The organism is Microbacterium salsuginis (assembly GCF_012524205.1).
In the GTDB taxonomy this organism is placed as follows: domain Bacteria; phylum Actinomycetota; class Actinomycetes; order Actinomycetales; family Microbacteriaceae; genus Microbacterium; species Microbacterium salsuginis.
The window spans coordinates 347,170-370,844 of sequence record NZ_JABACI010000002.1; the positions used below are offsets into that span (position 1 = coordinate 347,170).

24 protein-coding genes are annotated in these 23,675 nt (G+C 66.5%); 8 read left to right on the forward strand and 16 right to left on the reverse strand.

The genetic code is table 11. The features are described from left to right. Window positions 1-229: 229 nt before the first annotated feature. On the reverse strand, window positions 230-1,117 hold the full coding sequence (locus tag HF576_RS08695) for a glycosyltransferase family 2 protein (RefSeq protein ID WP_343234218.1): 888 nt from the start codon (window positions 1,115-1,117) through the stop codon (window positions 230-232). Between the two features lie 2 nt (window positions 1,118-1,119). Continuing rightward, a complete protein-coding gene (locus HF576_RS20740; RefSeq protein ID WP_168912407.1) occupies window positions 1,120-2,808 on the reverse strand; it encodes a glycosyltransferase in 1,689 nt (562 codons plus the stop codon). A 148-nt stretch (window positions 2,809-2,956) separates the two neighbouring features. Here HF576_RS20740 and HF576_RS08705 point away from each other — a divergent pair, with 148 nt between their 5' ends. Together HF576_RS08705 and HF576_RS08710 are read left to right on the forward strand one after the other, a co-directional pair. Then, complete coding sequence (locus HF576_RS08705) at window positions 2,957-3,823, forward strand: ABC transporter permease (RefSeq protein ID WP_168912408.1); 867 nt, start codon at window positions 2,957-2,959, stop codon at window positions 3,821-3,823. Continuing rightward, complete coding sequence (locus HF576_RS08710; RefSeq protein ID WP_168912409.1) at window positions 3,807-4,553, forward strand: ABC transporter ATP-binding protein; 747 nt, start codon at window positions 3,807-3,809, stop codon at window positions 4,551-4,553. Before HF576_RS08705 ends, HF576_RS08710 begins: the two co-directional genes overlap by 17 nt. Before the next feature lie 4 nt (window positions 4,554-4,557). Here the strand turns inward: HF576_RS08710 and HF576_RS08715 are convergent, their stop codons facing one another. The 5 genes from HF576_RS08715 to HF576_RS08735 all read right to left on the reverse strand — a co-directional run bounded on the left by HF576_RS08715 (window position 4,558) and on the right by HF576_RS08735 (window position 9,402). Continuing rightward, a complete protein-coding gene (locus HF576_RS08715) occupies window positions 4,558-5,685 on the reverse strand; it encodes a glycosyltransferase (protein WP_168912410.1) in 1,128 nt (375 codons plus the stop codon). Then, window positions 5,685-7,157 (reverse strand): LCP family glycopolymer transferase, encoded by a 1,473-nt coding sequence (locus HF576_RS08720; RefSeq protein ID WP_168912411.1) that lies wholly within the window; start codon window positions 7,155-7,157, stop codon window positions 5,685-5,687. Before HF576_RS08720 ends, HF576_RS08715 begins: the two co-directional genes overlap by 1 nt. Further along, the gene (gene purE, locus HF576_RS08725) at window positions 7,154-7,621 is read right to left on the reverse strand and encodes a 5-(carboxyamino)imidazole ribonucleotide mutase (RefSeq protein WP_168912766.1); all 468 of its coding nucleotides are present in this window, start codon (window positions 7,619-7,621) and stop codon (window positions 7,154-7,156) included. Before purE ends, HF576_RS08720 begins: the two co-directional genes overlap by 4 nt. A gap of 141 nt (window positions 7,622-7,762) precedes the next feature. Then, the gene (locus HF576_RS08730) at window positions 7,763-8,173 is read right to left on the reverse strand and encodes a hypothetical protein (protein ID WP_168912412.1); all 411 of its coding nucleotides are present in this window, start codon (window positions 8,171-8,173) and stop codon (window positions 7,763-7,765) included. A gap of 92 nt (window positions 8,174-8,265) precedes the next feature. Continuing rightward, window positions 8,266-9,402 carry a 5-(carboxyamino)imidazole ribonucleotide synthase gene (locus tag HF576_RS08735; RefSeq protein WP_168912413.1) on the reverse strand — a complete coding sequence of 379 codons (1,137 nt, stop codon included), beginning with the start codon at window positions 9,400-9,402 and terminating at the stop codon, window positions 8,266-8,268. 170 nt (window positions 9,403-9,572) lie between these two features. Between HF576_RS08735 and HF576_RS08740 the strand changes: the two genes are divergently transcribed. The 3 genes from HF576_RS08740 (at window position 9,573) to HF576_RS08750 (ending at window position 11,859) form a co-directional block, all read left to right on the forward strand. Beyond that, entirely contained in the window at window positions 9,573-10,106 is a 534-nt protein-coding gene (locus HF576_RS08740; protein ID WP_168912414.1) for a sigma-70 family RNA polymerase sigma factor, read from the forward strand. A gap of 1 nt (window position 10,107) precedes the next feature. Then, complete coding sequence (locus HF576_RS08745; RefSeq protein WP_168912415.1) at window positions 10,108-11,166, forward strand: hypothetical protein; 1,059 nt, start codon at window positions 10,108-10,110, stop codon at window positions 11,164-11,166. A 126-nt stretch (window positions 11,167-11,292) separates the two neighbouring features. Next, window positions 11,293-11,859, forward strand: coding sequence for a PH domain-containing protein (locus HF576_RS08750; protein WP_168912416.1), 567 nt, complete (start codon window positions 11,293-11,295; stop codon window positions 11,857-11,859). A 25-nt stretch (window positions 11,860-11,884) separates the two neighbouring features. Here the strand turns inward: HF576_RS08750 and HF576_RS08755 are convergent, their stop codons facing one another. Next, entirely contained in the window at window positions 11,885-12,682 is a 798-nt protein-coding gene (locus HF576_RS08755; protein WP_168912417.1) for a biotin--[acetyl-CoA-carboxylase] ligase, read from the reverse strand. Between the two features lie 101 nt (window positions 12,683-12,783). Between HF576_RS08755 and HF576_RS08760 the strand changes: the two genes are divergently transcribed. Both HF576_RS08760 and HF576_RS08765 read left to right on the forward strand, forming a co-directional pair. After that, complete coding sequence (locus HF576_RS08760; RefSeq protein ID WP_168912418.1) at window positions 12,784-14,382, forward strand: carboxyl transferase domain-containing protein; 1,599 nt, start codon at window positions 12,784-12,786, stop codon at window positions 14,380-14,382. A gap of 37 nt (window positions 14,383-14,419) precedes the next feature. After that, window positions 14,420-14,650 (forward strand): acyl-CoA carboxylase subunit epsilon, encoded by a 231-nt coding sequence (locus tag HF576_RS08765; protein ID WP_168912419.1) that lies wholly within the window; start codon window positions 14,420-14,422, stop codon window positions 14,648-14,650. A 284-nt stretch (window positions 14,651-14,934) separates the two neighbouring features. Here HF576_RS08765 and HF576_RS08770 read toward each other — a convergent pair whose 3' ends face one another. From HF576_RS08770 to HF576_RS08780, 3 genes are read right to left on the reverse strand one after another with little or no spacing between them, the layout of a single operon-like run. Continuing rightward, complete coding sequence (locus tag HF576_RS08770) at window positions 14,935-16,005, reverse strand: hypothetical protein (RefSeq protein WP_168912420.1); 1,071 nt, start codon at window positions 16,003-16,005, stop codon at window positions 14,935-14,937. After that, window positions 16,002-17,279 carry a sensor histidine kinase gene (locus HF576_RS08775; RefSeq protein WP_240948793.1) on the reverse strand — a complete coding sequence of 426 codons (1,278 nt, stop codon included), beginning with the start codon at window positions 17,277-17,279 and terminating at the stop codon, window positions 16,002-16,004. Before HF576_RS08775 ends, HF576_RS08770 begins: the two co-directional genes overlap by 4 nt. Beyond that, window positions 17,236-17,910 carry a response regulator transcription factor gene (locus HF576_RS08780; RefSeq protein ID WP_168912421.1) on the reverse strand — a complete coding sequence of 225 codons (675 nt, stop codon included), beginning with the start codon at window positions 17,908-17,910 and terminating at the stop codon, window positions 17,236-17,238. Before HF576_RS08780 ends, HF576_RS08775 begins: the two co-directional genes overlap by 44 nt. Window positions 17,911-17,978: 68 nt before the next feature. Between HF576_RS08780 and pseI the strand changes: the two genes are divergently transcribed. Beyond that, the gene (gene pseI / locus HF576_RS08785) at window positions 17,979-19,034 is read left to right on the forward strand and encodes a pseudaminic acid synthase (RefSeq protein WP_168912422.1); all 1,056 of its coding nucleotides are present in this window, start codon (window positions 17,979-17,981) and stop codon (window positions 19,032-19,034) included. A 23-nt stretch (window positions 19,035-19,057) separates the two neighbouring features. Here pseI and HF576_RS20745 read toward each other — a convergent pair whose 3' ends face one another. From HF576_RS20745 to HF576_RS08810, 5 genes are read right to left on the reverse strand one after another with little or no spacing between them, the layout of a single operon-like run. Continuing rightward, complete coding sequence (locus HF576_RS20745) at window positions 19,058-20,473, reverse strand: GNAT family N-acetyltransferase (protein WP_168912423.1); 1,416 nt, start codon at window positions 20,471-20,473, stop codon at window positions 19,058-19,060. Then, the gene (locus tag HF576_RS08795; protein WP_168912424.1) at window positions 20,470-21,201 is read right to left on the reverse strand and encodes a cytidylyltransferase domain-containing protein; all 732 of its coding nucleotides are present in this window, start codon (window positions 21,199-21,201) and stop codon (window positions 20,470-20,472) included. The genes HF576_RS20745 and HF576_RS08795 overlap by 4 nt, the downstream gene beginning before the upstream one ends. Continuing rightward, window positions 21,198-22,328 (reverse strand): DegT/DnrJ/EryC1/StrS family aminotransferase, encoded by a 1,131-nt coding sequence (locus tag HF576_RS08800; protein WP_168912425.1) that lies wholly within the window; start codon window positions 22,326-22,328, stop codon window positions 21,198-21,200. Before HF576_RS08800 ends, HF576_RS08795 begins: the two co-directional genes overlap by 4 nt. A 2-nt stretch (window positions 22,329-22,330) precedes the next feature. Then, window positions 22,331-23,314 carry a UDP-N-acetylglucosamine 4,6-dehydratase (inverting) gene (pseB, locus tag HF576_RS08805; RefSeq protein ID WP_168912426.1) on the reverse strand — a complete coding sequence of 328 codons (984 nt, stop codon included), beginning with the start codon at window positions 23,312-23,314 and terminating at the stop codon, window positions 22,331-22,333. After that, window positions 23,311-23,673 (reverse strand): hypothetical protein, encoded by a 363-nt coding sequence (locus tag HF576_RS08810; RefSeq protein WP_168912427.1) that lies wholly within the window; start codon window positions 23,671-23,673, stop codon window positions 23,311-23,313. Before HF576_RS08810 ends, pseB begins: the two co-directional genes overlap by 4 nt. Window positions 23,674-23,675: the final 2 nt, after the last annotated feature.

Consider the following 23,675-nt stretch of genomic DNA (forward strand, 5'->3'; position numbering starts at 1 on the left):
CGCAGCGCTCACGAGCCGCGAAGGTGACGCCTTTCCGGCTGCGACAGTGCTAGGAACTCCGCCGACCGCTCGGTCGGCACCGACCGTTAGACCTGCGAATGCAACCACCAGCGCACAGAGTGAGGCGATCCATGCCCGATGTCCATGACGTGATGTCCCCCTGCGCACAAGCATGTTTCCATTGTGGTTCATGTGACAGGCGTTGCCGGGCATTGAACGCCCGTCCCGGTCACCGGTATGTCGGGTGCTCTATCTTCGGGTTGAAGCCAATTCCCGCCAGCCACTTCGTCAACAGACGAGCGCGAAGAGACATCGGGACGCGGCCCCGATGCAGGCTCACCATGAGGCGGGCACCGAACTCGAGGAAGTACAGGAGACCTCGATGGTGCAGTTGATAGGACGCCTCGTTGCGGACTCCGTACTCAAACTTCCAGAGGCTTTTCTTGTCGACCATCGCAAAGTTGACGCCGCGATTGTCGCCCATGTCGTGAACAACCACACTGTCCATCACCTGCACGCCCGGGCAGCGACGTGTGAGACGCAACGTGTACTCGCGATCGTCGAACCAGATGAAGTAGTCGCGGTAGGGGAGCCCGTATTCCGCGATCACCCATCTAGGGACGAGAACGGAGACGAACGAGCACGCGGTAACCATGACGTTGTTCTGTCCCTTGATGAGCAGCCGGGCCCAATCCCACGTCGGAACCGGGTTGTTCATCTCGCAGATGCTGCCATCGGTGTACTTCACAACGGAGCATGCGAACGGCACGTCGCCACCGAGCTCGGCGACCGCCTCCCCGAATCCTCTCACCAGGTTCTTCAGCGCGTCTGGTTGCGGATAGCAATCGTCGTCCATGATCCAGACGTGGTCTACGCCCGCTGCGTACCCCTGGAGCATGCCCTCAGCAAATCCGCCTGCTCCACCGGAGTTCACCTGCATCGCCACGACCTCGGTCGAAAGTGGGCTGTCGAGCGAGGCGAGGTACGCACCGGTGCCATCCGTCGACGCGTTGTCGACGATGATGAGCTTCTCCACTGCGTGGGTCTGCGCCTCGATCGAGGCGATCACGGTCTTCAGCTTCTCGAGACGATTGAATGTCACGACCACCGCTGCCACCGTCACCACGATTTGACCACCTTTGCGAACCACTCGCTCGCTGACTCATTGGACAACAGCTTCTTCTCCGCATTCCGCTCGTCCCGCCAGAGTTGGCGTCGAGCCTCCTCATCGTCGGCAAGGCGGCCCACCAGTCGGGGAAGCATCCTGGCTGCTCGGTGTGCGTTTCGCGGGACGAGCGCCCGCCTCGGCACGATGTCCGCCTGAGCTCCGACGTCTGTCGAGATGACCGGCACACCGTGCGCGAGGGCTTCTAGAGTCGTCAGGGTCAACCCCTCGTTGTGGGACGGCACTACCAGAATGTGTGCTTCTTCGAGGGTATCTGCGACAGGGATCGAGGAACCTCGCCTCGCCACAACGCCTTCGAGTCCGTACGAGCGCAGCAGGTCGTCAACCCACGCCGCCATCTCGCCATCGCCGTGCATCACGAACCGGATATCCCGGCGAGTCCTGTGGAGCCGTCGAGCCATGGCCGCGAAGACCTCGGGAGCCTTCTGTCGTGCCATGCGGCCGATAAACGCAACGACGAGCGGCTCGCCCGGTGCCCGTGAACGAAAGGTAGCGTCCTTCAAGTCCACCGTGAGGCCACCGAGGGGCGCCATGATGACCTTGTCCGCCTCGATCCTCTGCACCTCCACCAGCCAGCGCTTGAGCGTGGGGGAGATCACGTGATGCGTAGTGATCGCCTCGGTCACCAACGCGCTGCTGAGCGGATATCCCCCGCCCCGGTACTCGACGATGTGTGTCGAATCGACGATCGGGATGCCAGGCCGCGAGCGCTCGATCCAGTGAAGTCGATCGTAGAGCCACTGATTGTGGTGAACGACGACGCCTCGCACATCGAAGCTCTGGAGCAGTGCACTGAGAAGCTCTTCGACTCCGGGTGTCTGGGAACGGGAGGTCGAATCTGAGAATGGAATGATGAGAGCGCCGTCAAGCTCCGCTCGCGCGACCCACGGGTGATGGGATTCTCTGTTGGTGAGCACGATGGGCAGGAAGCCGGCTTCGCGAGCCAAGCGCACAGACTCGAACGCCCATCGCTCCGCGCCGCCGAGCTCGAACCAGTGCAGACCGAACAAGATTGCTCGGGGCGCGAGATCCGCCGGCGGGGCAGCAGGAACGATCTCGTAGTCACTGTGGATTCCGCCGGGCTGAAATTCCGCTTCGTACTCGCGGCGGGGGGCGGGCTTCCGGAGCGCTCCGCGATGCCGCAGAAGCTCCACGTCGCGAAGCTCGTCGTACAGGAGAGGCGTGCGTGCCCGAATGGCTCGGAGTACGCGCCGGACGGGGTTCGGCGAGATGTCGCGCGGCGGGTCGAAGTCGAGCACTGCGTCACGAGAGATATGGACATGCCGCACCGAACCGGCCGTCAAGGCCAGCGATCTCGTCTCACCGACGATAGGTTCACGCGGGTCCGTCGGCACCAGACTCGTCGCAACGATCGTGAACTCCCTGCTCCGGTAGGCACGCGAGAGTCCGTTGAACGTCGAATCGTCGGTCGTCCGCGGAAGCGAGTCCCAGCCACCGCCGTACCCGTGTACTGTCAGCTCGCGCCCGGGGGCCATGAGCGCATGGAAGTTCAGGGCGCCGACCAACAACCGGCTCTCGCGGACAGAGAGATGGGCGGGAAGCTCGTCGGAACGGGTCAGGCGAAAAAGGGCCGGCTGTCCGAGGACGGTCTCAAGTGTCACGGTCGCGCGGCCTCTCGTCTGCGGTCTACAGGTCGGGGGAACCTGGAGAGCCTATCAGCGGCTCTCTCTCAGCAATCCGAGAGGGTCCTGCGGACTAGGATGTATTGGCCCGTCCGGGTCCACCACCACATCAGCCTCGAGGAGGGCAATGTCCCGCGTGTCCCCAGATTCCTCATTGCTCGAGGAACCCGGACGCAGCATCGGCCTGCTGGACGTCTTCCGACGGCGCTACCTCCTTTCACTGATTGTTCGTAAGGAAGTCCAGATCCGTTACCGAGGCTCTGTCCTTGGCTGGGCCTGGTCCTATGTGAAGCCCCTCGTGCAGTTCGTGGTTTTCTACATCGCGATCGGCGTCTTCCTCGGCATGAACGGTCGCGTCGACTTCTTCCCGATCTACCTGCTGGCAGGCATCACGATCGTCACGTTCTTCAACGAAGCCTTCTCGAACGGAACACGATCCCTCGTCGACAACGCGGCTCTGATCAAGAAGATCTACCTGCCGCGCGAAATGTTCCCCGTCGCGAGCATGATGATCGCCGCAGTCAACACGCTGCCGCAGATCGTGGTGGTTCTGATCATCGCCCTCTTCTTCGGTTGGGCACCATCGGCGCTCCAAGTTGCGGCCATCTTGGTCGCCCTGATCATCGTGGCCATTCTTGCAACCGGCCTCGGTCTGTTCTTTGGCGCTGTCAATGTGACGTTCCGAGACGCGCAGAGCTTTGTCGAGATCATCGTGATGTGTGCGGTCTGGGCCTCGCCTGTCATGTATCAGTGGGAGATGGTCGCCACGACCGTGCCAGACTGGCTCTTCGTCGTTTATCGCCTCAATCCGATCACACCTGCCGTAGAGCTCTTCCACTACGGGATCTGGTTCCCGCTCGAGCCTGGCGGCGCACAGCTACTGCCCGATCTCGGGCTCTTCACTGCGATCGCGTTGGTGACGTCCGCCGCGCTGCTCCTTCTCGGCCAGTCCGTGTTCCGCCGTTTGGAGGGTCGATTTGCCCAGGACCTCTGAAACCACCGCCGAACTGGCGAGTGTCGTAGTCGAGAACGTCCACAAGGATTTCAAGCTCCGCCATACTCACTCCATCAAGGAGACGGTCGTGGCAGCGGTACGCAGGAAGCCGCTGACGACGGATTTCCACGCCCTCGACGGCGTTTCCTTCACGATCAACGAGGGCGAAGCCGTCGCACTGCTCGGCTTCAACGGATCCGGGAAGTCGACAACACTCAAGATGATCTCAGGAGTACTCACGCCTGATCGTGGCACGGTGCGCACACGCGGTCGCGTCGCGGGGCTCATCGAGGTCGGCGCCGGGTTCCACCCGGACCTCTCGGGCCGAGAAAATATCTATCTCAACGCCGCTATCCTCGGGATGAGCAAGAAGGAGACTGAGGAACGCTTCGAGGAGATCGTCGCATTCAGTGAGATCGAGCAGTTCATCGACACGGAAGTCAAGCACTACTCCTCGGGGATGTTTCTTCGGCTTGCTTTCTCAGTGGCCATTCATACCGAAGTCGACGTACTTCTCATCGACGAGATCTTGTCCGTCGGCGATGAGCCGTTCCAGAAGAAGTGTCTCGCGCGAATCCGAGAACTCCACGAAGCAGGGAAAACGCTCGTAGTGGTGTCGCACGATCTCGACATGGTTTCGACTCTCTGCCAACGGGGAATCCTGCTCAGCGGCGGCAAAATCGCTTTTGACGGCGACAGCAAGCAGGCAGTCGCGCAAATGCGCGCCTAGCGGCCTATAGCTCTGCGTGCAGCATCCATACTTTGTCGGCGGCCTCTTGCCAGGAGAACGCACGCCCCCGGTCGCCCGCAAGCACTCCGAGCCGTTCCGCGGCGGCGGTAGACCCCAACCCGCTCGCGAGCGCCTCGCCCATCCCTGATGCCACCACCGTGGCATCCGCACCAGGCACCAGCACTCCCCCGTCCACCACTACCTCGTCGTGAACTGCTGAAGAGGCGGCCACTATCGGCACTCCCAAGGTCAAGGCGTCGACAACACGCCACGGGAAGGCCGCGCGTCGCGACGGCGCGACGAACGCCACCGCACCGCCGAACACGGCGCCACGATCCGCAGCGTCCAGCGAGCCGCGCACGTGCATCCGCCGCTCCGGCACCCCCGCCGCTGACGCCAGCTCGACGACCGCGGGCTCGTGACCATCCTCGACGTCGATCACCACGACGGGAAGATCCACACCGGATGCTGCAACCGCGGCAAGTCCGGTATCCAAGCCCTCCGAAGCCAACGGTCCGCCCGCCAGCAGCACGAAGCCCTCGGGCAGATCTAGCGCCCGGCGGCGCCCGATCTCGTCGGACGGGACTGAGAAGCCGAGCGGGGACGCGCCGGCGATGACCCTCACCCGATCGCCGAGCTGCGGCGCGATCTCGACCAGACGGGCGGCGAGCGAGTGCGTCGGCACGACGACGGCGTCAGCGTACTTGACCGCACGCCGCAGCATCGCCTTGTGCCAGGCGACGACGGGGCGAGGCAGCTCGACCGGTGCCTCCCACGGGCGAAGGTCCCACACGGTCACGACCGTCTGGTCGTTGTTGTGCACGCGGTCGTGCTTCACGAGTGGGGCGAACAGCGACGGCGAGTGGATCATGCCGCCGCCGAGTCCTGTCGCAAGCCCGAACTGGAGGGCACCCGACAGCTCGCGGCGCGCGAGCGCCGCACGCCGCACGTCCGCGAGACCAGGCACAGCCTCAGCCACGTCCTCGCCACCTGCGGGCGCGATGGCCCCGACCTCGCACCCCGACGGGGCACCCGCCACCAACGCGCGAGCGAGTTCGCGAGAGGCCTCCGCCAAGGGCCGGTCGGTCGGCGCGACGACCTGATCGAGCACGACGCGCAGCGTGGCGACCATCAGCCCTCCGGCTCGGCGGTCGGCGTCGGCGGGTGGAGTGTGTTGTGCACCAGCTCCTTGACGTACGCGAAATCCGGGTTGTGCTCGTCGATCCCGCCCTTGGGCGTGAGCTCGATCGTCGTGACGGGCTGCTCGCGCGCCTTCAACGCGAGGTCTGCGAGGAACGGCACGAGCGACTGCGGCAGATCGGTCTGGACGATGTCGGAGCCGGCAGCCGCGATCTCCTGGAAGCGCGTGAGCACCGTCTGCGGCGTGAACTGGGCGAGCATCGCCTGCTGCAGGATGCGCTGGCGCTCCATGCGGTCGAAGTCGTCCGTCGTATAGCGCGACCGGGCGTACCACTGGGCGGTGTCACCGTCCATGTGCTGCGGCCCGGCTTCGATCCATCCGATGGCCCACTCGTCGACCGGCTGGCCTGGATAGGCGGGCCCGCCGCCCTTCGGGAGTCGCTGCGCGACCTCGATGTCGACGCCGCCCAGGGCGTCGATGAGCGACGCGAACCCGTGCATGTCGATGAAGACGTAGTACGGGATCTCGATGCCGAGGATGCCCTCGGCGGCGTCCTTGGTCGCCTCGATGGCAGGCTCGGAGCCGTTGGCCTCGGCATCCGGATACAGCGCGGTTCCGTCCTGGCAGACCTCGACCTCGGTGCGCAGCTGGTTGATGCCGCTCCCCCAGCCGCAGTTCGCGTCGGCGTGGCCCTCGTGCCCGTTCGGATACTTGTCCTGCATCGGACCTTCAGAGAACGGGAAGTGCGGCATGTCGCGCGGGATGCCGGTGATCGTCGTCGCACCGGTCTCGGCGTTGACCGACACGACCGAGATGCTGTCGAACCGCATCGAGTCACGGCCCTCGCCGCTGTCGGCGCCGAGGAGCAGGATGTTGTAGTACCCGTCCGACGGCTCGACCACGGGTCCGGTCGCCTGGAAGATCGCGCCGAGGGTGTCGCGGGTGGTTCCGGCGACGTTCGCCGCGTACGCGGCGCCTCCGCTCGCAACCACCAGCAGCGCGACGGCGAGGCCCGCGATGCCGAAGCGCGCGGCCGGCCCGGTCTTGACGAGCCGCACGAGGCGCAGCGTGTCGACTGTGAGGACGATCCACAGCACGGCATACGCGATCAGCAGCCCCTGCGCGATCAGCAACGGAAGGGGTCGCAGCAGCGCGAGGAAATCAGGGATCCATGCTCCGGTCGCGATGCTCAGGCCTGCGGTGGGCGCGAGCAGCGCGAACAGCACGGCGATGATCGCGAGCGTCCACAGCAGCAGCGTCGAGCCGAGTCCGAAGCGCCCGAGCCGCCGGTTCCCGGCGAGGGCCTGCGCCGACCCGGGCATCAGGAAGTTCAGCAGCACGAGCCACCACCCGCGCTTGGTCATGACGGCTCGGGAGGAGGAATCCGGATGCCGCATCGGGCGCTCTTCGACGACCGGGCGCCTGGGCGCGGCGGAGGATCGCGGCGGGCTCATGACGCTCACAGCGACTCCTTGAGCCGCCGGTTCTTCTCTTCGACCTGCCCCTCGAGGGTTCGCGCGTACTCCTCGATGCGATCGGCGACGGCCGGATCGGAGGCGCCGAGGATGCGTGCGGCGAGCAGGCCGGCGTTCTTCGCACCGTTGATCGAGACCGTGGCGACCGGGATGCCCGCGGGCATCTGCACGATGCTCAGCAGCGAGTCGAGCCCGTCGAGAGTGCTCAGCTGGACTGGAACCCCGATGACGGGAAGAGCCGTGAGGGATGCCAGCATGCCCGGCAGGTGCGCCGCGCCACCGGCACCGGCGATGATGGCCTGCAGCCCGCGGCCTCGCGCCTCGCGGCCGTAGCGCATGAGCTTGTCGGGCGTCCGGTGGGCGGAGACGACTTCGACCTCGTGCGGGATGCCGAAGTCGGTGAGCGCCTGGGAGGCGTCGCTCATGACCCGCCAGTCCGAGTCGGAGCCCATCACGACGCCGACCAGCGGCGCGTCAGCAGAATGCAGGTGCCCAGTCACCCGTCAAGGCTAGGGCGCATGCCTGGAAGATCCCCGCAACGGCGCGGCTGCGTCCGTGAACGAGCTGCGGCGAATCCATGACGACTCACGGTGTCAGCCGCGGCGGAAGTGAGGGTTCGACGACGGCAGCCACATCAGGACCACCGCGATCAGCGAGAGCACGAGCCCACCCCACGACCAGATGCTGGGGCTCGTGAAGATCGAGCCGATCGCGAGCACTTCCAGGATCGTGATGACAACGCGGGCCCAGTTCTTTCCAGCGCGCATCTTGAAGACGACGACCAGCTCGACCGCCACGAAAAGGAGCGCGATCACTGCGGCGGTGATGACAACCGGTCCGCTGATGGTTGATGCCATCCCGTCCGAGTCGCCGAGCGAGACGAGGGCCAGGCCTGCGCCGAGAAGGAGGATCGCGCCGACGATGTCGAGGATCATTCCCAGAAGAAGTATCCAGAACGCGGCGCTGACGGTGGTCGGAACCGACGTGCGAGGTGTAGTCGTCATGGCCACAAGCTATCGAGGTGTCGCCGCAGAGCGGGGACCTCCCGACTGTGGATGTCGGGGCTGAGCCTCGGCAGCCAGGTGGTTTCAGCGATTCAGTCGTCGAAGAAGGATGCCGCAGCCCGGGCCTCGTACGCGACATCGTCGAGGTTGCCGCCCACGACGTTGACGTGCCCGACCTTGCGGCCAGGTCGCGGCGCCTTGCCGTAGGTGTGGATCTTGGCGCCCGGGTGCTCGGTCATCGCGGCGTCGAACCGGTCGTCGAGCGAGCCGTTGGTCGGCCCGCCGAGCACGTTCACCATGACAGCCCATTCCGACACCGGCGACGGGTCGCCGAGCGGCAGGTCGAGGACGGCCCGCAGATGCTGCTCGAACTGGCTGGTGACGGCGCCGTCCTGGCTCCAGTGCCCGCTGTTGTGCGGCCGCATCGCCAGCTCGTTGACGAGCAGGCGCTCATCGGTCGTCTCGAACAGCTCGACCGCCAGCATCCCGGTCACTTCCAGTCCTTCGGCGATCGTGATCCCGATGCGCGCGGCGACGTCCTCGAGCCGTCCCCCGGAATGCGGCGCGGGAGCGATGACCTCGGCGCACACTCCGTCTCGCTGCACGGTCTCGACGACGGGGTAGGCCCGGACTGCGCCGGAGGGTCGTCGTGCGACCTGCTGCGCGAGCTCGCGCGTGAAGTCGACGAGCTCCTCGACCAGGAGAGCACCACCGCGCGCATCCTCCGCCAACGTCGCGAACCAGTCGTCGGCCTCCGTTCCCGTCGAGACGACGCGCACACCCTTGCCGTCGTAGCCGCCGCGCGGCGTCTTCACGACGGCGCGGCCACGGTGGTCATCGAGGAAGGCCTGCAGCTGCTCGGCATCGGTCACGGCCGCCCAGTCCGGTTGCGGCATCCCGAGTTCCTGCAGTCGGGCACGCATCACCAGCTTGTCCTGCGCGAAACGGAGGGCGTGAGGGCCGGGATGCACCGCGATGCCTGCGTCCACGAGCGTGGCGAGCACGGACTGCGGCACGTGCTCGTGGTCGAACGTCACCACATCGACATCGCGCGCGAATGCGAGCACCGTCTCGGCGTCGCGGTAGTCGCCCACGGCGGTGGCGGCGAGGGATGCCGACATCCCGTCCTCCTCGGCGAGCACGCGCAGGTCGACCCCGAGCTCGACGGCCGGCGCGATCATCATGCGTGCCAGCTGCCCGCCGCCGACGACTCCTACTCGCAGCGCCATGCCGCTCCCTCCTCGATGGGTCGGTTCCATCATCCCGCACTCGCTCTGGCTCTCCGGCCACGACCGATATCGGGGCCGGGGTGGGCTTGATGGGATTTCATTTTGGTAACGAACAGATCGTCTCGAATCCGTAACCGAACTTTTCTCACCGGTGGCGGACACTCTCAGATGTGACCGACTTTGATTCCGACGACTGGGACCGCGTACTGAGCGGCGATTCTGCCGCCCTGGGCGACCTCTTCGCGCGACACGCTCCGCGGTTGTTTCGCCACGCTGCCCGGCTGGTGAGCGTCCGGGAGGACGCGAAGGACGCGGTCGTCATCGCCTTCTACGAGTTGTGGCGCAAACGCACGACCGTTCGTCTCGTCGACGGATCGCCCCTGCCGTGGCTGCTGAACACGACGGCCAACTCGGCCCGAAACCTCGAGAGATCGTCGCGTCGGTATCGCAAGCTCCTCGAAAGCATCGAGCGCCCACCGGAATCGGTGGCAGATGTAGCCCATTTCGAAGACTCGAGCGTCCCAGAAGCGCTGGACAAGCTCACTGCCCGCGAGCGGAGCGTTGTGGTACTCACACTCTTGGAGGGCTACTCGGAACGCGAGGCGGCAAACGCACTCGGAATCCCCGTTGGAACCGTGAAGTCCAGACTCGCGCGAGCTAAGGAACGGCTTCGCAGCGAACTCTCTCTTACTCAGGAGGCCTGAAATGGATCGATTCTCCGATCTCAAGCCAAGCGAACTGCAGACGCTCGGCGACCACGTGGTCGACGGAGCACGCCAGATTGAATCGGCACGGCGGCGCCGGCGAAATCTCATCGCCGGAAGCATCGCGGTCGCGCTCGTCGTGGGAGTGACTGGAACCGCATTCGCCGCCCCACTGCTCGCACCGCCTCCGATCGCCGCGCCCGTTCCGAGCAAGTCAGATTCGCCCGTCCCAGCCGACACCCCGACTCCCCGTCCCACATCGAGCGTCCCCGCAGAGCCGATGCAGCTCGCGACGCCGCAGGAGGCACAGGACATCGTGCCCGATGTTGTCGCCGGACAGTTCGACCCGACCTCCACACGCCTGCTGGGTGCCGACGACGCCGTGAAGTTCTTCGTGGCGCGGGGAGCTGCTCCCCAAAATCCGTACTGCCTGATTCTGGTGCCGACCACTGGTCCGGAGGGTTGGGCGATCGGATGCGGGACTTTGGATTCAGTCCGCACCGTTGGGGCGGTGGTGGGAGAAGCGCAGCTGTCGACGCCTGGTACCGCACCAGCCGGGTGGACGCCCATCGACGAGTTCGTGAGCGTGAATCCTGCCGCATCCCGCACACCGCTCTCCAAGCCGGAGCCGACCCAACCGCCTCACTCGCCTTCGTATTCAGTTGCCGAGCTGCAGTCCGATCTCGATGCGATCGGCCCAGACGTCGCCGTTCTGAACGATCAAGCCCAATACGATGCCCATCGCCTCCGCGGATCTCAGACCGAAACACTCGCCTCGACGGCAGCGGAACAACTACATGGTCCGGTCGCCCTTATCCGTCCGACGTTCGTCGGCTTTCCAGACGACGTTTCTGATTCGCCGAACAGCCTGCTGTGGTGGGTAGTGACGAGCGAGCAGACTGAGTTCGCGTACTCGCACACGCATCATGTTGACGGGATGGAATGGACGGGCTGGGGTCAGGGCGATCGCGATCTTGCCTCACTGCAATCCCGGCTCAGCTCGTGGCTTGCTCAGAACCGGCCGAATCAGAACTGGACGATCGTCACGCAGTCTCATTGACATCGCGAATGCGCTTGGTCACTGCGCCGCCGCCTTGTGCGGCATCCGGTCGGCGGACGGCGGGAAGCGGCAGAAGACCGGGCGTCGGAACCGGGCCATGGGGGTGGGAGGGGCCAGAATAGGAGCGTGACTCAGCCGTCGAGCATCGCGGGGCGTCCTCTGACGCCTGCACCGGGCGCCCCGACGCCCGAGCTGCGCGTCGCGCGGTTCCGCTCGCACGCCCGCCGGCTGACGTGGTCGGCCTTGGTGCTGATCATCGTGGCCGGGGCGTGCGGCTACTTCTACAGCAACCTGCCCGCGCCGTTCGAGAACTGGATGCTGCTCACCGCGGTTGCGGTCATCGTCCTGCTGCTGGTGCTCCTGCCCTTCCTCGCGTGGTGGTCGCATGTCTACACGATCACGACGCGGCGGGTCCTGGAGCGGTCGGGCGTCTTCGGCACGCGGCGGCGTGAGCTGCACCACGTGCGCGGGTACACGGTGCGCGAGCATCGTGGCATCCTGCAGCGGATGTGGGGCACCGGCACGCTCACGCTCTCGAATGGCGTCGATGAGCCGATGCGACTGAAGAACATCCCGCACATCGGGCTGGTCCACGAGGCGCTCGTCGATCAGGTCGAGGTGAACCAGATCCTCGCCCACCGCGACGCGCAGCCGCTCCCACCCGGCGTCGCCGGGCACGACCCGAACGCCTAGCCGCGCTCGACGTCGGCGGGTCGTCTCAGCGCACGTGGATGACGTCGCCGGCAGACACCGCGCTCTCGAACTCGTCGTGCTGCACGACGATCAGCCTGCCCTCCTCGTCGATGCGGCTCGCGCGGCCGCGAAGAGTCTCGCCGTCGGGCAGCGCCACTGCCACATCGCTGCCGACCGTGCCGCACAGCGCCTCGATCTCGGCGTGCACGCCGGCCGCGGCAGCGTTTCCGCGGGCGCCGACCAGCGCACTGAGCTGCTCATCCAAGGCACGAAGGTAATCGGCGAGCAGCCGGTCGTCATCGCACTCGAGCCCGACGGCCTCGAACGACGTGGCGGTCTCGACGGGGAGATCGGTGCGCGGCATCCGGGTATTGACGCCCGTTCCGATGACGACGGCATCCGGATGCCCCGGCACGACCTCCGCGAGGATCCCGCACACCTTGCCGCCATCCAGGATGACGTCGTTCGGCCATTTCAGCGCTGCGGTGTGCGTGGTTCCCATGAGCTGCGCGCGGACGGCGCGGGTCATCGCAGCACCCGCGATGAGGGGGATCCACCCGCGCGAGGCGTACGGGATGCCCGACACCCGCACAACCGTCGACACTGCGAGCGCCGTGCCCGGCGGCGTGACCCACGTCCGATCGAGGCGCCCGCGACCGGCGCGTTGGTCGGTCGTGAGCAGGACCGACAGGTGCGGCCACTCGCCGGAAGCTTCGACCACATGCCGCACGACGTCGGCATTCGTCGATTCGGTCGTCTCGACGACCTGGACCCGGGGACTCACGGCGGCCGTGAGCGGATATCCGTGTTCGGGGATCGGCATGTACGCCACGTTATCGAGGTCGGCCGCGACGGGATAGGCACAGCGGATGCTGCGACCCCTTGTGCGAACCCTCCAAGGGATGCCGCGGGGCCGCAGATAGGGTGGAACCCGTGACCGACCAGCCCGATCTCTTCACGACCGCCGGCAAGATCGCCGACCTCCGCGCCCGCTATCAGGAGGCCGTCCTCGACGCCGAGGCGGTCGCGAAGGAGAAGCAGCACGCGAAGGGCAAGGGCACCGCGCGCGAGCGCATCGAGCAATTGGTCGACCCGGGCAGCTTCGTCGAGCTCGACGAGTACGTGCGCCACCGCACCACGGCGTTCGGCATGGACCGCTCCCGCCCGTACGGCGACTCCGTCGTCACCGGCGTCGGAACGATCCACGGGCGCACCGTCGCGGTGTACTCGCAGGACTTCTCGACCTTCGGCGGCTCGCTCGGCGAGGTGGCCGGCGAGAAGATCATCAAGGTCATGGAGTTCGCCCTGCGCTCCGGCATCCCGATCGTGGGAATCCTCGACTCCGGCGGCGCACGGATCCAGGAGGGCGTCGTGGCCCTCGGCAAGTACGGCGAGATCTTCCGCCTGAACACGCAGGCCTCAGGCGTCATCCCGCAGATCTCGATCATCATGGGCCCGGCGGCCGGCGGCGCGGTGTACTCCCCCGCCCTCACCGACTTCGTCGTGATGGTCGACAAGACCAGCCAGATGTTCGTCACCGGTCCCGACGTCATCAAGACCGTCACCGGCGAGGACGTCGGCATGGAGGAGCTCGGCGGCGCCTACACGCACAACACCCGCTCGGGCGTCGCGCACTACCTCGCCGAAGACGAGGACGACGCGATCGATTACGTCCGCACGATGCTCGGCTTCCTGCCCGACAACAACATGGCCGAGCTGCCGGTGTACGAGGCGGAGTTCGAGTTCGAGACGACGGATGCCGACCGCGCGCTGAACGCGATCATCCCGGATTCCCCCAATCAGCCCTACGACATCCATCAGGTGATCCGCGGGATCGTCGACGCCGAGGACTTCCTCGAGGTGCAGCCACTGTTCGCCCCCAACATCGTGATCGGCTTCGGTCGCATCGAGGGGCGCAGCGTCGGCATCATCGCCAACCAGCCGTCGCAGATGGCGGGCACGCTCAACATCGAGGCCGGCGAGAAGGCGAGCCGCTTCGTGCGCTTCTGCGACGCGTTCTCGATTCCGATCGTGACCCTCGTCGACGTGCCCGGCTACCTTCCCGGCACCGATCAGGAGTGGACCGGCGTCATCCGTCGCGGCGCGAAGCTGCTCTACGCCTACGCCGAGGCGACGGTGCCCTTGGTCACGGTCATCCTGCGCAAGGCGTACGGCGGGGCCTACATCGTGATGGGGTCCAAGCAACTGGGCGCCGACATCAACCTCGCCTGGCCGACCGCCGAGATCGCCGTGATGGGCGGTCAGGGCGCGGTCAACATCCTGTACCGCGGCGAGATCAAGCGTGCCGAAGAAGCCGGTGAGGATGTCGCGGCCGTGCGCACGCGCCTGGCCAACGAGTACACCTACAACGTGGCATCCCCGTTCCTCGCCGCCGAGCGCGGCGAACTGGACGGCATCATCGAGCCGGCCCAGACCCGCGTCTCGATCGCCAAGGCCCTGCGCGCGCTGCGCGGCAAGCGCGCGAGCCTGCCGCCCAAGAAGCACGGGAACATCCCGCTGTGACCGAGTTGCGCGTGGACGGCCGGGGCGGGGTGGCACGATGACGATCGCCGACGACGACATCGAGCGCGTCACGATCGACGTGCGCCGCGGGTCGCCCACCGAGGACGAGCTCGCGGCACTCATCGCGGTGGTGACCGAGGCGTACACCGGCGAGGCTGCGGAGGCCGTCGCCGACGACCGCCGGTCGCGCAGCGCGTGGGAGCTCTCGCAGCGTGCGCTCCGCCAGCCGCTGCGCCGTGACCTCGGCTGGGGACGCTTCGGCGGCTGAGCCGTTCTGCCGGGTTTGTCCCCCGAAATACCTACAGACGCGGGTCTTGCGGCACGGCGATACTTGTATCGCTGGAACGCTTCTGCGTTCGGCCGATCCGATCTCCGCTCTGCGGACCACCCGGATTCGGCCACGCGGACGGTTTTCGGGTAACCGTCCGCTAGGCGAGGGGCGGGCGGCTTCGCCGCCCCTCGCCTCCTTCGATTCCGTCCCCTGTTCAGCTTCCCCTCCCCCTGCTGAACGGGGGACGAGATTGTCTGCGCTCAGGTGGTGGGCGCTCGGCGTCAGCTCACGTCGGCGGATTGTGCCGCGTCGGGATGCGGGATCTCGCGCCACAGGTCGACGGCATCCTCGTCGCTGGGCGCGCCGACCGAGGTCGAGCGCCCCACGACGGTGACGGCGACGCGCGCGTCGGGGGACGTGCGGATGTAGAGCCGGTCCGAACTCGCCGAGCGCAGGGTGTCGGCGAGCTGAGCCCGGATGACCGCCAGAGTCTCTTCGTCGACGTCGTCCAGTCCGCCCTCATCGAGCACGGTGACGTTGGCACCGCGCCGGCGCGCGCGCTCGAGCTCTGCGCGCACGTCGTCGTCGAGCAGACGGGGGCCGCGCATCTCATCTCGCAGGCGCCCTTCGGCGATCCGCGCCTCGAGACGGTCGTCGTCGGTCAGTTCGCCACCCTGAGCGACCGTACGAGTCAGGACGGGTCCGGCAACCGCGAGCGCCTTCTGCACCTGGACGCGGCGCTCGCGCTGGCGCACGACCTGCGAGGTCTGCCATGCGGATGCCGCGCGCTGCAGGAGCGTCAGCCGGGAGGTGTCGCGCGCGGCGCGATTCACCGAGTGGACCACGAGCTGCGCCACCACCAGCCACACGAGCGAGCCGAGCAGGCCCAGCTGGATCGCGGGCAACGCGCCGATCCACGCGATGGAGGCGATGGCCAGCAGCGCGAAACCCGCCCACGCGGCCCACGGGCGCCCACGCACCATGACGATGACCATGAGCGCGCCGATGCCGCCGATGTACCACGTGGCGAAGGACTCCGTGCGCGACCCCTCGCCCACCGCCCACGAAATGGCGTTGGGGACGACGACAGCGCACGCGATGGCGAGCACGAGCGGGAGCACGGACAGTCGCTGCCTGCTCCGCCCTCGATCCCCGTCAACATGCTCGACCTGAGCGGCGTCCGCAGACGGCTGCCAGAAGATGCAGAGCCAGGTGACGGCGACGTACATCCCCAGCGCTGCGACGATCACGAGCGGGTAAGAGACCGGATCGGTCCACCACAGCCCCCGCGCGGCCATGTACGCGGTGAAGGCGACCGCCAGCACAGTGAGGATGTTCTTGACGCTGATCATGAGGTCACCGGCCGCCAGGTCAGGCGCACGGTCGTCCCGTTCGGACCGGTCTCGAGGTCGGCGACCCCTCCCACTGCGGCGATGCGCGCGACGATCGACGCCCGGATGCCGAGCCGGTCATCGGGGATAGCGGCGATGTCGAACCCTTCGCCGGCGTCGTGCACTTCGACGCGCACGCGTCCGTCGCGCGCGAGCACGGCGATGCCCAGGCCCGCACCGCCGGCATGCTGCAGAGCGTTGGCCACCGCCTGCGTGGCGGCGAGCACCAGGGCGCGCGCCACGCGGCCCGGAAGCGGATCGCTGTCGGTGGCGATCTCTCGATGCACGTCGACGTCCGCGCCGAGCTCCGACGCAGCAGCCTCGATGTCGTCGGCGAGCTGGGTCGCATCGCGTGGCTCGTCCGTCCCCTCGTGCGGGTCCTGTTCGGTGTTCGCCAGCCGCGTCAGAGCCTCCCGCGCCATGGTGGCCGCAAGCGCTCGCTCGCGCGGCGTCGTTGCGCGCTCGGCGGCGATGAGTGCAGCCAGCACACTGTCGTGCATGAGCGCCGCCACGGCGACGCGCTCCTGCTCGGCGGCGTCTTCGGCAGCCGCACGCGTGTAGGACGTCACGGCCCGGGCGCGTGTCTCGTCCACGTTGGCGGCCACCGAGCGCAGCATCCATCCGAGCGCCAGGAGCACCCCTCCGAGGATGAGGGCGAATGACACATCGAGGCCGACCGCGATCCAGAAGTCCGGCGCGAATCCGCCCTGCACGAGCCGGACGAAGTAGAACAGCAGAGGGGCCAGCACGGTCCAGGCGATCTGGAGCGGCAGCGGAAACGCAAGGACGGCGGCGAGGGTCGCGAGGTTCACGAGGAACCAGATCCACGGCTCATCCAGCGACTCCGGCACCACGCCGGCCGTCGCGACCGGCCACGTGGCCAGTGCTCCCACGTATACGAGGGCGAAGACACCCGACGCGATCCGCACGGCGCGTCCGATGGCGCACGCGAGGAGCATGAGGGCGAGCGCCCCGAACACCACGACCATGAGTGGCAGGCGCCACTCCGGCCGCTCCTGGGTCGAGCCGAGGGCGATGAAGAATGCCTGGGTCCCGATGATGACCGATCCCGAGGCGGTGGCGATCGAGATGATCCGCTCCACGCGGGAGCGGGTGAACGTCCCGATGCCCGAGGTCGCTTCCCGGGACCGCGGGATCTGCGCCCACGCGGTGTCGAGCACCGTCTGGCCGTCACCGGCCACGCGCACCTCCGGCATCCGTCGCGGTGTCGGCAAGGAGCCCGTCCTCCATCGCCCGCCGCAGCAGATCGACCTTGGTGGGCGCGGGCCGTCCGACCTCGACGTACTTGACGCGCACGCGCGTGATGTTCTCCTTGGCCGTGGAGTAGGCGACCCCCAGCCTGTCGGCCACGACTTTCAGGGGCAGCCCGGCGGCGTACAGACGCAGCACCTCGCGTTCGCGTGCCGACAGCTGCGCGTCGGCGAACTCGCGGTCACCTTCGACGGCGCTGGCCCATTCCACGTTGTTCAGCGGCTCGCCCTTGGCCACCGTGCGGATCGCGGCGATCACGTCGTCGATCGGCGACGATTTGCTGACGACGCCCGCGGCGCCGGCCGCGAGCGCCTCGCGCACCGCGGCGGGGCGGTCGGCGACGCTGTGGATGATCACACTCGAGCCGTCCAGCACGAGACGGCGCACGTTCTCGGTCACGGTCGTGCCGTCTCCGAGGGTGAGGTCGAGCACCACGACGTCTGCCGGCGCCGCCGACGACGACGCGCGCCACTTCAGATACTCGGTGACGGTGCTGCCTGAGAACACCACGTGCTTCGTCGCCGCGCGAGCGGCGGCAGCCTCGAGCCCGAGCCGGACCGACTCGTGGTCGTCGATGAGAGCCACGCGCGTCATGCCGTCAGCCTATCGAGCGGCAGAGCATTTGCCCGCGACCTTGTAGCCTGAACGACAGAAAGGCGAGTATGAACCCCGACGTGATCACTGTGTCCGGCCGGCCGATCGGCCCGAACCACCCGCCATTCATCATCGCGGAGGTTTCCGGGAATCATGGTGGCGATCTTTCCCGCGCACTCGCCATCATCGACGCGGCGGCGGACGCGGGAGCAGACGCCGTCAAGTTTCAGACGTATACCGCGGACACGATCACCATCGACGTGGACACGCCGCCCTTTCGCGTGTCTGACGAACACGGGCTGTGGGGCGGTCGCACTCTCTACGACCTGTACACCGAGGCGCACACGCCATGGGACTGGCACCGGCCCATGTTCGAGCGTGCCCGGCAACGCGCTCTGATTCCGTTCTCCAGTCCGTTCGACCGCACCGCGGTTGAACTGCTGGAGGGGCTTGATGCCCCCCTCTACAAGATCGCGTCGCTGGAGGTGGGCGACACCGAGTTGCTGCGCACAGTCGCTGCAACGGGCAAGCCCGTTATTCTGTCCAATGGCGCAACTAATCTCCCGGAGCTTGCGGAGGCGGTCGCAACACTTCGTGACGCGGGAGCGCAAGATATCGTCGTCTTGTCTTGCGTCTCTTCCTATCCGGCCGACCCTCGCGAAGCGAATGTGCGCAGCATCCCGACGCTCCGTGATGCGCTTGAAGTGCAGGTCGGCTTCTCCGACCACAGTGCTGGCATCGGCGCGGCCGTCGCCGCAGTGGCCTTCGGCGCAACCGTAGTCGAAAAACACCTGACGCTCTCGCGGGCCGACGGCGGTGTGGACGCCGCGTTTTCACTGGAGCCTGACGAGTTCGCACTCCTGACTCGAGAGTCCAGACGCGCATGGGACGCTGTCGGCTCAGCCACGCCCAAAATGACTGAGGGGGAAACGGAGAGCCGTCGACTTCGGCGCTCCCTCTGGGTAGTGAAGGATGTGGAGGAAGGCGAGGAAGTCACGGCCGATTCCGTCCGTTCGATCCGCCCAGCTGGCGGCCTGCCGCCGTCTGAGTGGGAGAAGGTGATCGGGCGTAGATTTCGGAAGTCCGCGCGACGAGGAACGCCGCTGATCTGGGACCTTATTTGACGGCCGGGGAAGCACACCCGTGATCAGAACGAAAGCATCCACATCTGCCACTGATCCCGCTGCTGCTCCAGACGGAACCCGGCTCGAAGGAACAGATTCCGCGAGGCGGCGTTGTCGGATCGCACCTCAGCCAAGATAGTCCGGGCTCCTTCCCGAGCGATCGATGGAAGAGCCTCGTCCATCAGCGCGCCCCCCAGGCCACGGCCCCGCGCTTCGGGAGCGACCGTGACGGAGACCTCCCAGGTATCTGACGACACGGCATCGAACCTGACGGTGCCGACCGGCCTGTGCAACACCGCGACGTGCAGACGCCGGTCCGCACGTTCTGCCGAGTCGCGAAGCCACCTCACGTGGTCCGCCCATCTGACCGGTGTGCCGTTCCGCGACCACCGACGCGTATCCGATTCATTGCGCCACGCGAACAGTCGGCCCGCATCGCGTTGTTCCGCGCGACGAAGCATCAGGGAGGTGGCGCGCCGATCATCCGCGACGGCATCCCAGGTGTCGACGATGCGCGACGCTCCGCGACCATCCACGAATTCACGAGCGCGCACTGCCATGCGACGACGTGCATCACCGTCGGACGTGACGCTCGAAAGGTTTGCGGTGCTGATCGACTCTGCGTCTCGGACGAATCCGAGCCCGATCGCGGCGCGTTCCTCCGTCAGAGTCTCGTAGTGATCTCGCTGATTCTCGGCCACCCCGACGATCGCCATCGGCACCCCGAGTGCAGCCAATTCCCACACCGTTGTGCCCGCCGCCGTCACGACGAGGTCCCACCCACCCACCAGGCGCGTCAAGTCGGTCGAGCGTGCGACGTGAGTCACTCCTCGAACATCTTCCGATCCCACGAGCCCGACTTCCGAGACGCCAGGAGTATCTCGTACGGCTCGCGCGATGACGGGCCCCAGCCCGGCCGAGTCGGTGCCCCCCATCAGCACGAGGATCCGAAGCTCATCTCGCGTCCCCTCAGGGACGGCGCGAGTCAATCCGCGCCGGAGCGGGAGATGCATCGGCCCAAGGCACACGTCTGCGCCGGCATAGAACCTGTCGAACTCGTGCAGCGCGCGAGGCGCGCCGTCGACAATCACATCCGCTCGCCTTCGGCCGAACTCAGCATCGGTTGCGGTCGAGATCAGGGGTCCAGCCTGTCCAACGGAGTCCCACAAGTCGGCGAAGCCCAGGTATCGGTCCACGTGGACGACTTCTGCCTCGACCTCACCGGCCACCTCCAGTAAAGCGGTCGATGTGTCTGCGGCCGGCACAATCGGAATGCCCTTCCCCCGCAACATGTCCTGGGCAAGAGGAGCCTCCACATCTCCGGAGATGATGGCGCTGCGACCACGCGAAGTGACCTCCTCCGCGAGAGCCAGGCACCGCACGAAGTGGCCGAGCCCACCCGAGGCGGTAGCATCACACCGGAAGAGGACCGCAGTCACCCGGCTTCCAACTCCTTCTGTGCGACACCGGCGTTCAGGGCGACGATCTCGGGATGCGCCTCGAGGACGCGAACCACATCGCGCCAACGAGGTTGGGAAGGCAGCAGAGGGACAAGTGCGTCTAGGAGAGCCGCGTCCTGCTCCACATCGAGCGTCACCCGCAGGTGAGCGCTGGATGGTGCCACGATGACGCCGGCCCGGGCAGCCTCGGAGTGCGCGGCATAGAGGCTGCTCGTCACGTGTACGCGGTCGTGAGCGATGGCGATCCGGTCGGCATGTTCGAGCGCCGCGCGAGAAATCAGCTCGACGTCGAGGCCCCGCGGCAGCGTCCGTTCGAGCGTCGTCGCGACGTATGCCAGGTCTGGTTCGCGTCGCCAAATGCCTATGACCTGGTCAATCAGCACGGGATCCAGCAGCGGACAATCGGCAGTCAATCTGACGATGGCATCTGCCCGGGTCTCAGTGGCCGCGAGCACGAATCGAGAGAGCACATCAGATTCACTCCCCCGGACGACGTCGACCCCACGGCGGCGACACCATTCCGCGAGGATGTCGTCGGCGGCGAGGTTCGACGTGGCCACCACCACGTCATCGATCTCTGCCGCCGCACCTGCCGCCTCCGCCACCCATTCCAGGACCGGACGCCCGCCGAGCTCTCGGAGGACTTTTCCGGGCAGTCTCGTCGACCCCATGCGTGCTTGGATGATCGCGACAACCCGAGCTCTCATGAGCCGAATGCCTTTCTGACCCGCTCGATCACGAGATCGACTTCGGAATCCGAAAGCCCTGCATGCATCGGAAGGGATATCTCCCTGCGATACCACTCTTCCGCGACCGGACAGAGCCCGCGGCGATACCCGAGATCCTCGAATGCGGGATGCCAGTAGACAGGGATGTAATTGACCTGAACCCCGATTCCATCGGCCCGAAGCGTCTCGAAGAGACGTCTCCGTTCCTCCGCAGGCACTCGCACCGCGTACAGGTGCCACATCGGGTCCGCCCCGGAAGGGGCAGACGGGAGGCTGAGTCCGTCTATACCACTCAGGCCGGCTCGGTAGCGGTCGAATATCGCCGCGCGGCGCGACTTGAACAAGGTGAGTCGGAGGAGCTGACTGGACCCGAGCGCCGCAAGCACGTCGGGCATCCGGTAGTTCAGACCGAAGTCAGCCACCTCCTGGTGCCACGGCCCTTCATCCGGGTGGCGTTGGCGTTCCGCTTCACGAACGAGACCATGATTGCGGAACGCTCGAGCGCGGTCCCAGAGCCCGGAGTCGCTCGTGACCACGGCGCCGCCTTCAGCCGTCGTGGCGTTCTTCGTCGGGAAGAACGAGAACGTCGTGATGTCTGCGAGCGAGCCGACGGGGACACCATTCAGGAAGCTGCCAATGGAATGCGCGGCGTCTTCGAGAAAAACAGCGTCCGCTGACCGGGCCACGGCAGACAGCCGGGAAGCGTCAACGGGGACGCCGGCGTAGTCGACACCAGCGATGACGGCAGTACGCCTTGTGACCGCCGCCGCTGCAGCATCCGGATCGAGATTCCCAGTCTTTTCATCGACGTCAGCGAAGCGTACCGTCGCTCCAAGGAGCGCGGCGGTCGCGGCGGTCGCTGCGAACGTCAGGGGTGTCGTAACGACTTCGGTCCCCGGGCCCACACGAGCAGCGCGGTAGGCGGTATGCAGCGCGGCAGTGCCGCTCGTGACCGCTACCGCAGGCAGCATCGCACCGGCGATTCGGCTCACGTCAGCCTCGAACCGGTCGACAGCGGGACCGGTGGTGAGCCAATCGGATCGTAGTGCGGATACGACAGCTTCAACGTCGGAATCATCGATGGACTGACGACCGTATTGGATCATGATCACACCGCGTTCAAGATGGCCCGGAGCTCCTCGACGCTCAGCCACGCCTGGTTGCGGTCGGAGCGGTAACTCTCGCTCTCAGGGAAGGGGAGTCCGCCGGCTGGTGATCGGTAGCCCCAGCCGCTCAAGTGGGGCTGGACGACGAAGCGATCACCGAGGATGAGCGTACGCCGCGCGTCGTCCTCGGCGATCATCTCCTCGTGCAATTTCTCCCCCGGACGGATCCCGATCTCGACCGTCTCTGCTCCCGGTGCGACTGCTTCGGCGAGGTCCACGATTCGAACCGATGGGATTCGCGGGACGTAGAGCTCACCCCCGCTCATGATGTCGAAGGAAGAGAGAACGAACTCCACTGCCTGAGGAAGCGTGATCCAGAAACGGGTCATCCGCTTGTCCGTTATCGGCAGTGGTCGACTCGCCCGCGCAAGCTCACGCCATTTGGGAACGATGCTTCCACGTGAGCCCGACACGTTGCCGTACCGAACGACCGAGAATCGTGTCGGATAGCTCGCGGCGTAGTGGTTGCTCGCGATGAACATCCGGTCGGCGGCGAGCTTCGTCGCGCCGTACAGGTTGATCGGGCTCGACGCCTTGTCCGTCGACAGCGCCACCACCCGCTTGACGCCCGCATCGATCGAGGCCTCGATGACATTCTGCGATCCCCGCACGTTCGTCTCCACGAACTCGAACGGGTTGTACTCGGCGGTGTCCACCTGCTTCAGGGCAGCAGCATGAATGACGTAGTCGATACCATGCATAGCTCGACGCAGGCGGGCGACGTCTCTGACGTCTCCCAGGAACCAACGAAGCCGAGGGTCCTCCCCAAACTGCTGACGCATCTCGAATTGTTTCAGCTCGTCGCGGCTGAGGATGACAAGACGACCGACGGCGCGCTCGGCGAGCAGCTCCTGCGTCAACGCCTTCCCCAACGATCCGGTTCCCCCGGTGATGAGGATGGAGCTCCCGGCGAGGACGGAACTCACGACTGCGCTTCTTCCAGTCGACGCAGCCGTTCCTCATAGTGGCTCGCAAGCTCGAGGCGAAGTCGTGCGCGCTCGTGCTCCAGCTCCGCGCTGACTTGTGCTTCATCATTCACAGGGCGTCCCTCACGCTGTCGTTCGAGGCGGTACTCGACCGCCGCCAACTGGGGGGCGATTCGGTCGAACTCGGACCGAAGAAAGTCGTAGTCGGCCTGGAGGCCTCCCAGGCGCGCTTCGTAGTCGTCGTGAACGCGTCGTGCCTCATCGTGAACGCGTCGCGACTCGAGCTCATGCTCGTTGAGGCGCCTGTCGATACGCCGCGCAACCGCCGCGTCAAAGCGCCGTCGCAAGATATTGAACATCC

Bases quoted from the DNA above. Each gene is read 5' to 3' on its own strand.
- HF576_RS08705 (WP_168912408.1), top strand. From the start codon at position 2,957: ATGTCCCGCGTGTCCCCAGATTCCTCATTGCTCGAGGAACCCGGACGC.
- HF576_RS08715 (WP_168912410.1), bottom strand. From the start codon at position 5,685: ATGGTCGCCACGCTGCGCGTCGTGCTCGATCAGGTCGTCGCGCCGACC.
- purE (WP_168912766.1), bottom strand. From the start codon at position 7,621: ATGGGCTCCGACTCGGACTGGCGGGTCATGAGCGACGCCTCCCAGGCG.
- HF576_RS08730 (WP_168912412.1), bottom strand. From the start codon at position 8,173: ATGACGACTACACCTCGCACGTCGGTTCCGACCACCGTCAGCGCCGCG.
- HF576_RS08735 (WP_168912413.1), bottom strand. From the start codon at position 9,402: ATGGCGCTGCGAGTAGGAGTCGTCGGCGGCGGGCAGCTGGCACGCATG.
- HF576_RS08745 (WP_168912415.1), top strand. From the start codon at position 10,108: ATGGATCGATTCTCCGATCTCAAGCCAAGCGAACTGCAGACGCTCGGC.
- HF576_RS08755 (WP_168912417.1), bottom strand. From the start codon at position 12,682: ATGCCGATCCCCGAACACGGATATCCGCTCACGGCCGCCGTGAGTCCC.
- HF576_RS08765 (WP_168912419.1), top strand. From the start codon at position 14,420: ATGACGATCGCCGACGACGACATCGAGCGCGTCACGATCGACGTGCGC.
- HF576_RS08770 (WP_168912420.1), bottom strand. From the start codon at position 16,005: ATGATCAGCGTCAAGAACATCCTCACTGTGCTGGCGGTCGCCTTCACC.
- HF576_RS08780 (WP_168912421.1), bottom strand. From the start codon at position 17,910: ATGACGCGCGTGGCTCTCATCGACGACCACGAGTCGGTCCGGCTCGGG.
- pseI (WP_168912422.1), top strand. From the start codon at position 17,979: ATGAACCCCGACGTGATCACTGTGTCCGGCCGGCCGATCGGCCCGAAC.
- HF576_RS08795 (WP_168912424.1), bottom strand. From the start codon at position 21,201: ATGAGAGCTCGGGTTGTCGCGATCATCCAAGCACGCATGGGGTCGACG.
- HF576_RS08800 (WP_168912425.1), bottom strand. From the start codon at position 22,328: ATGATCCAATACGGTCGTCAGTCCATCGATGATTCCGACGTTGAAGCT.
- HF576_RS08810 (WP_168912427.1), bottom strand. From the start codon at position 23,673: ATGTTCAATATCTTGCGACGGCGCTTTGACGCGGCGGTTGCGCGGCGT.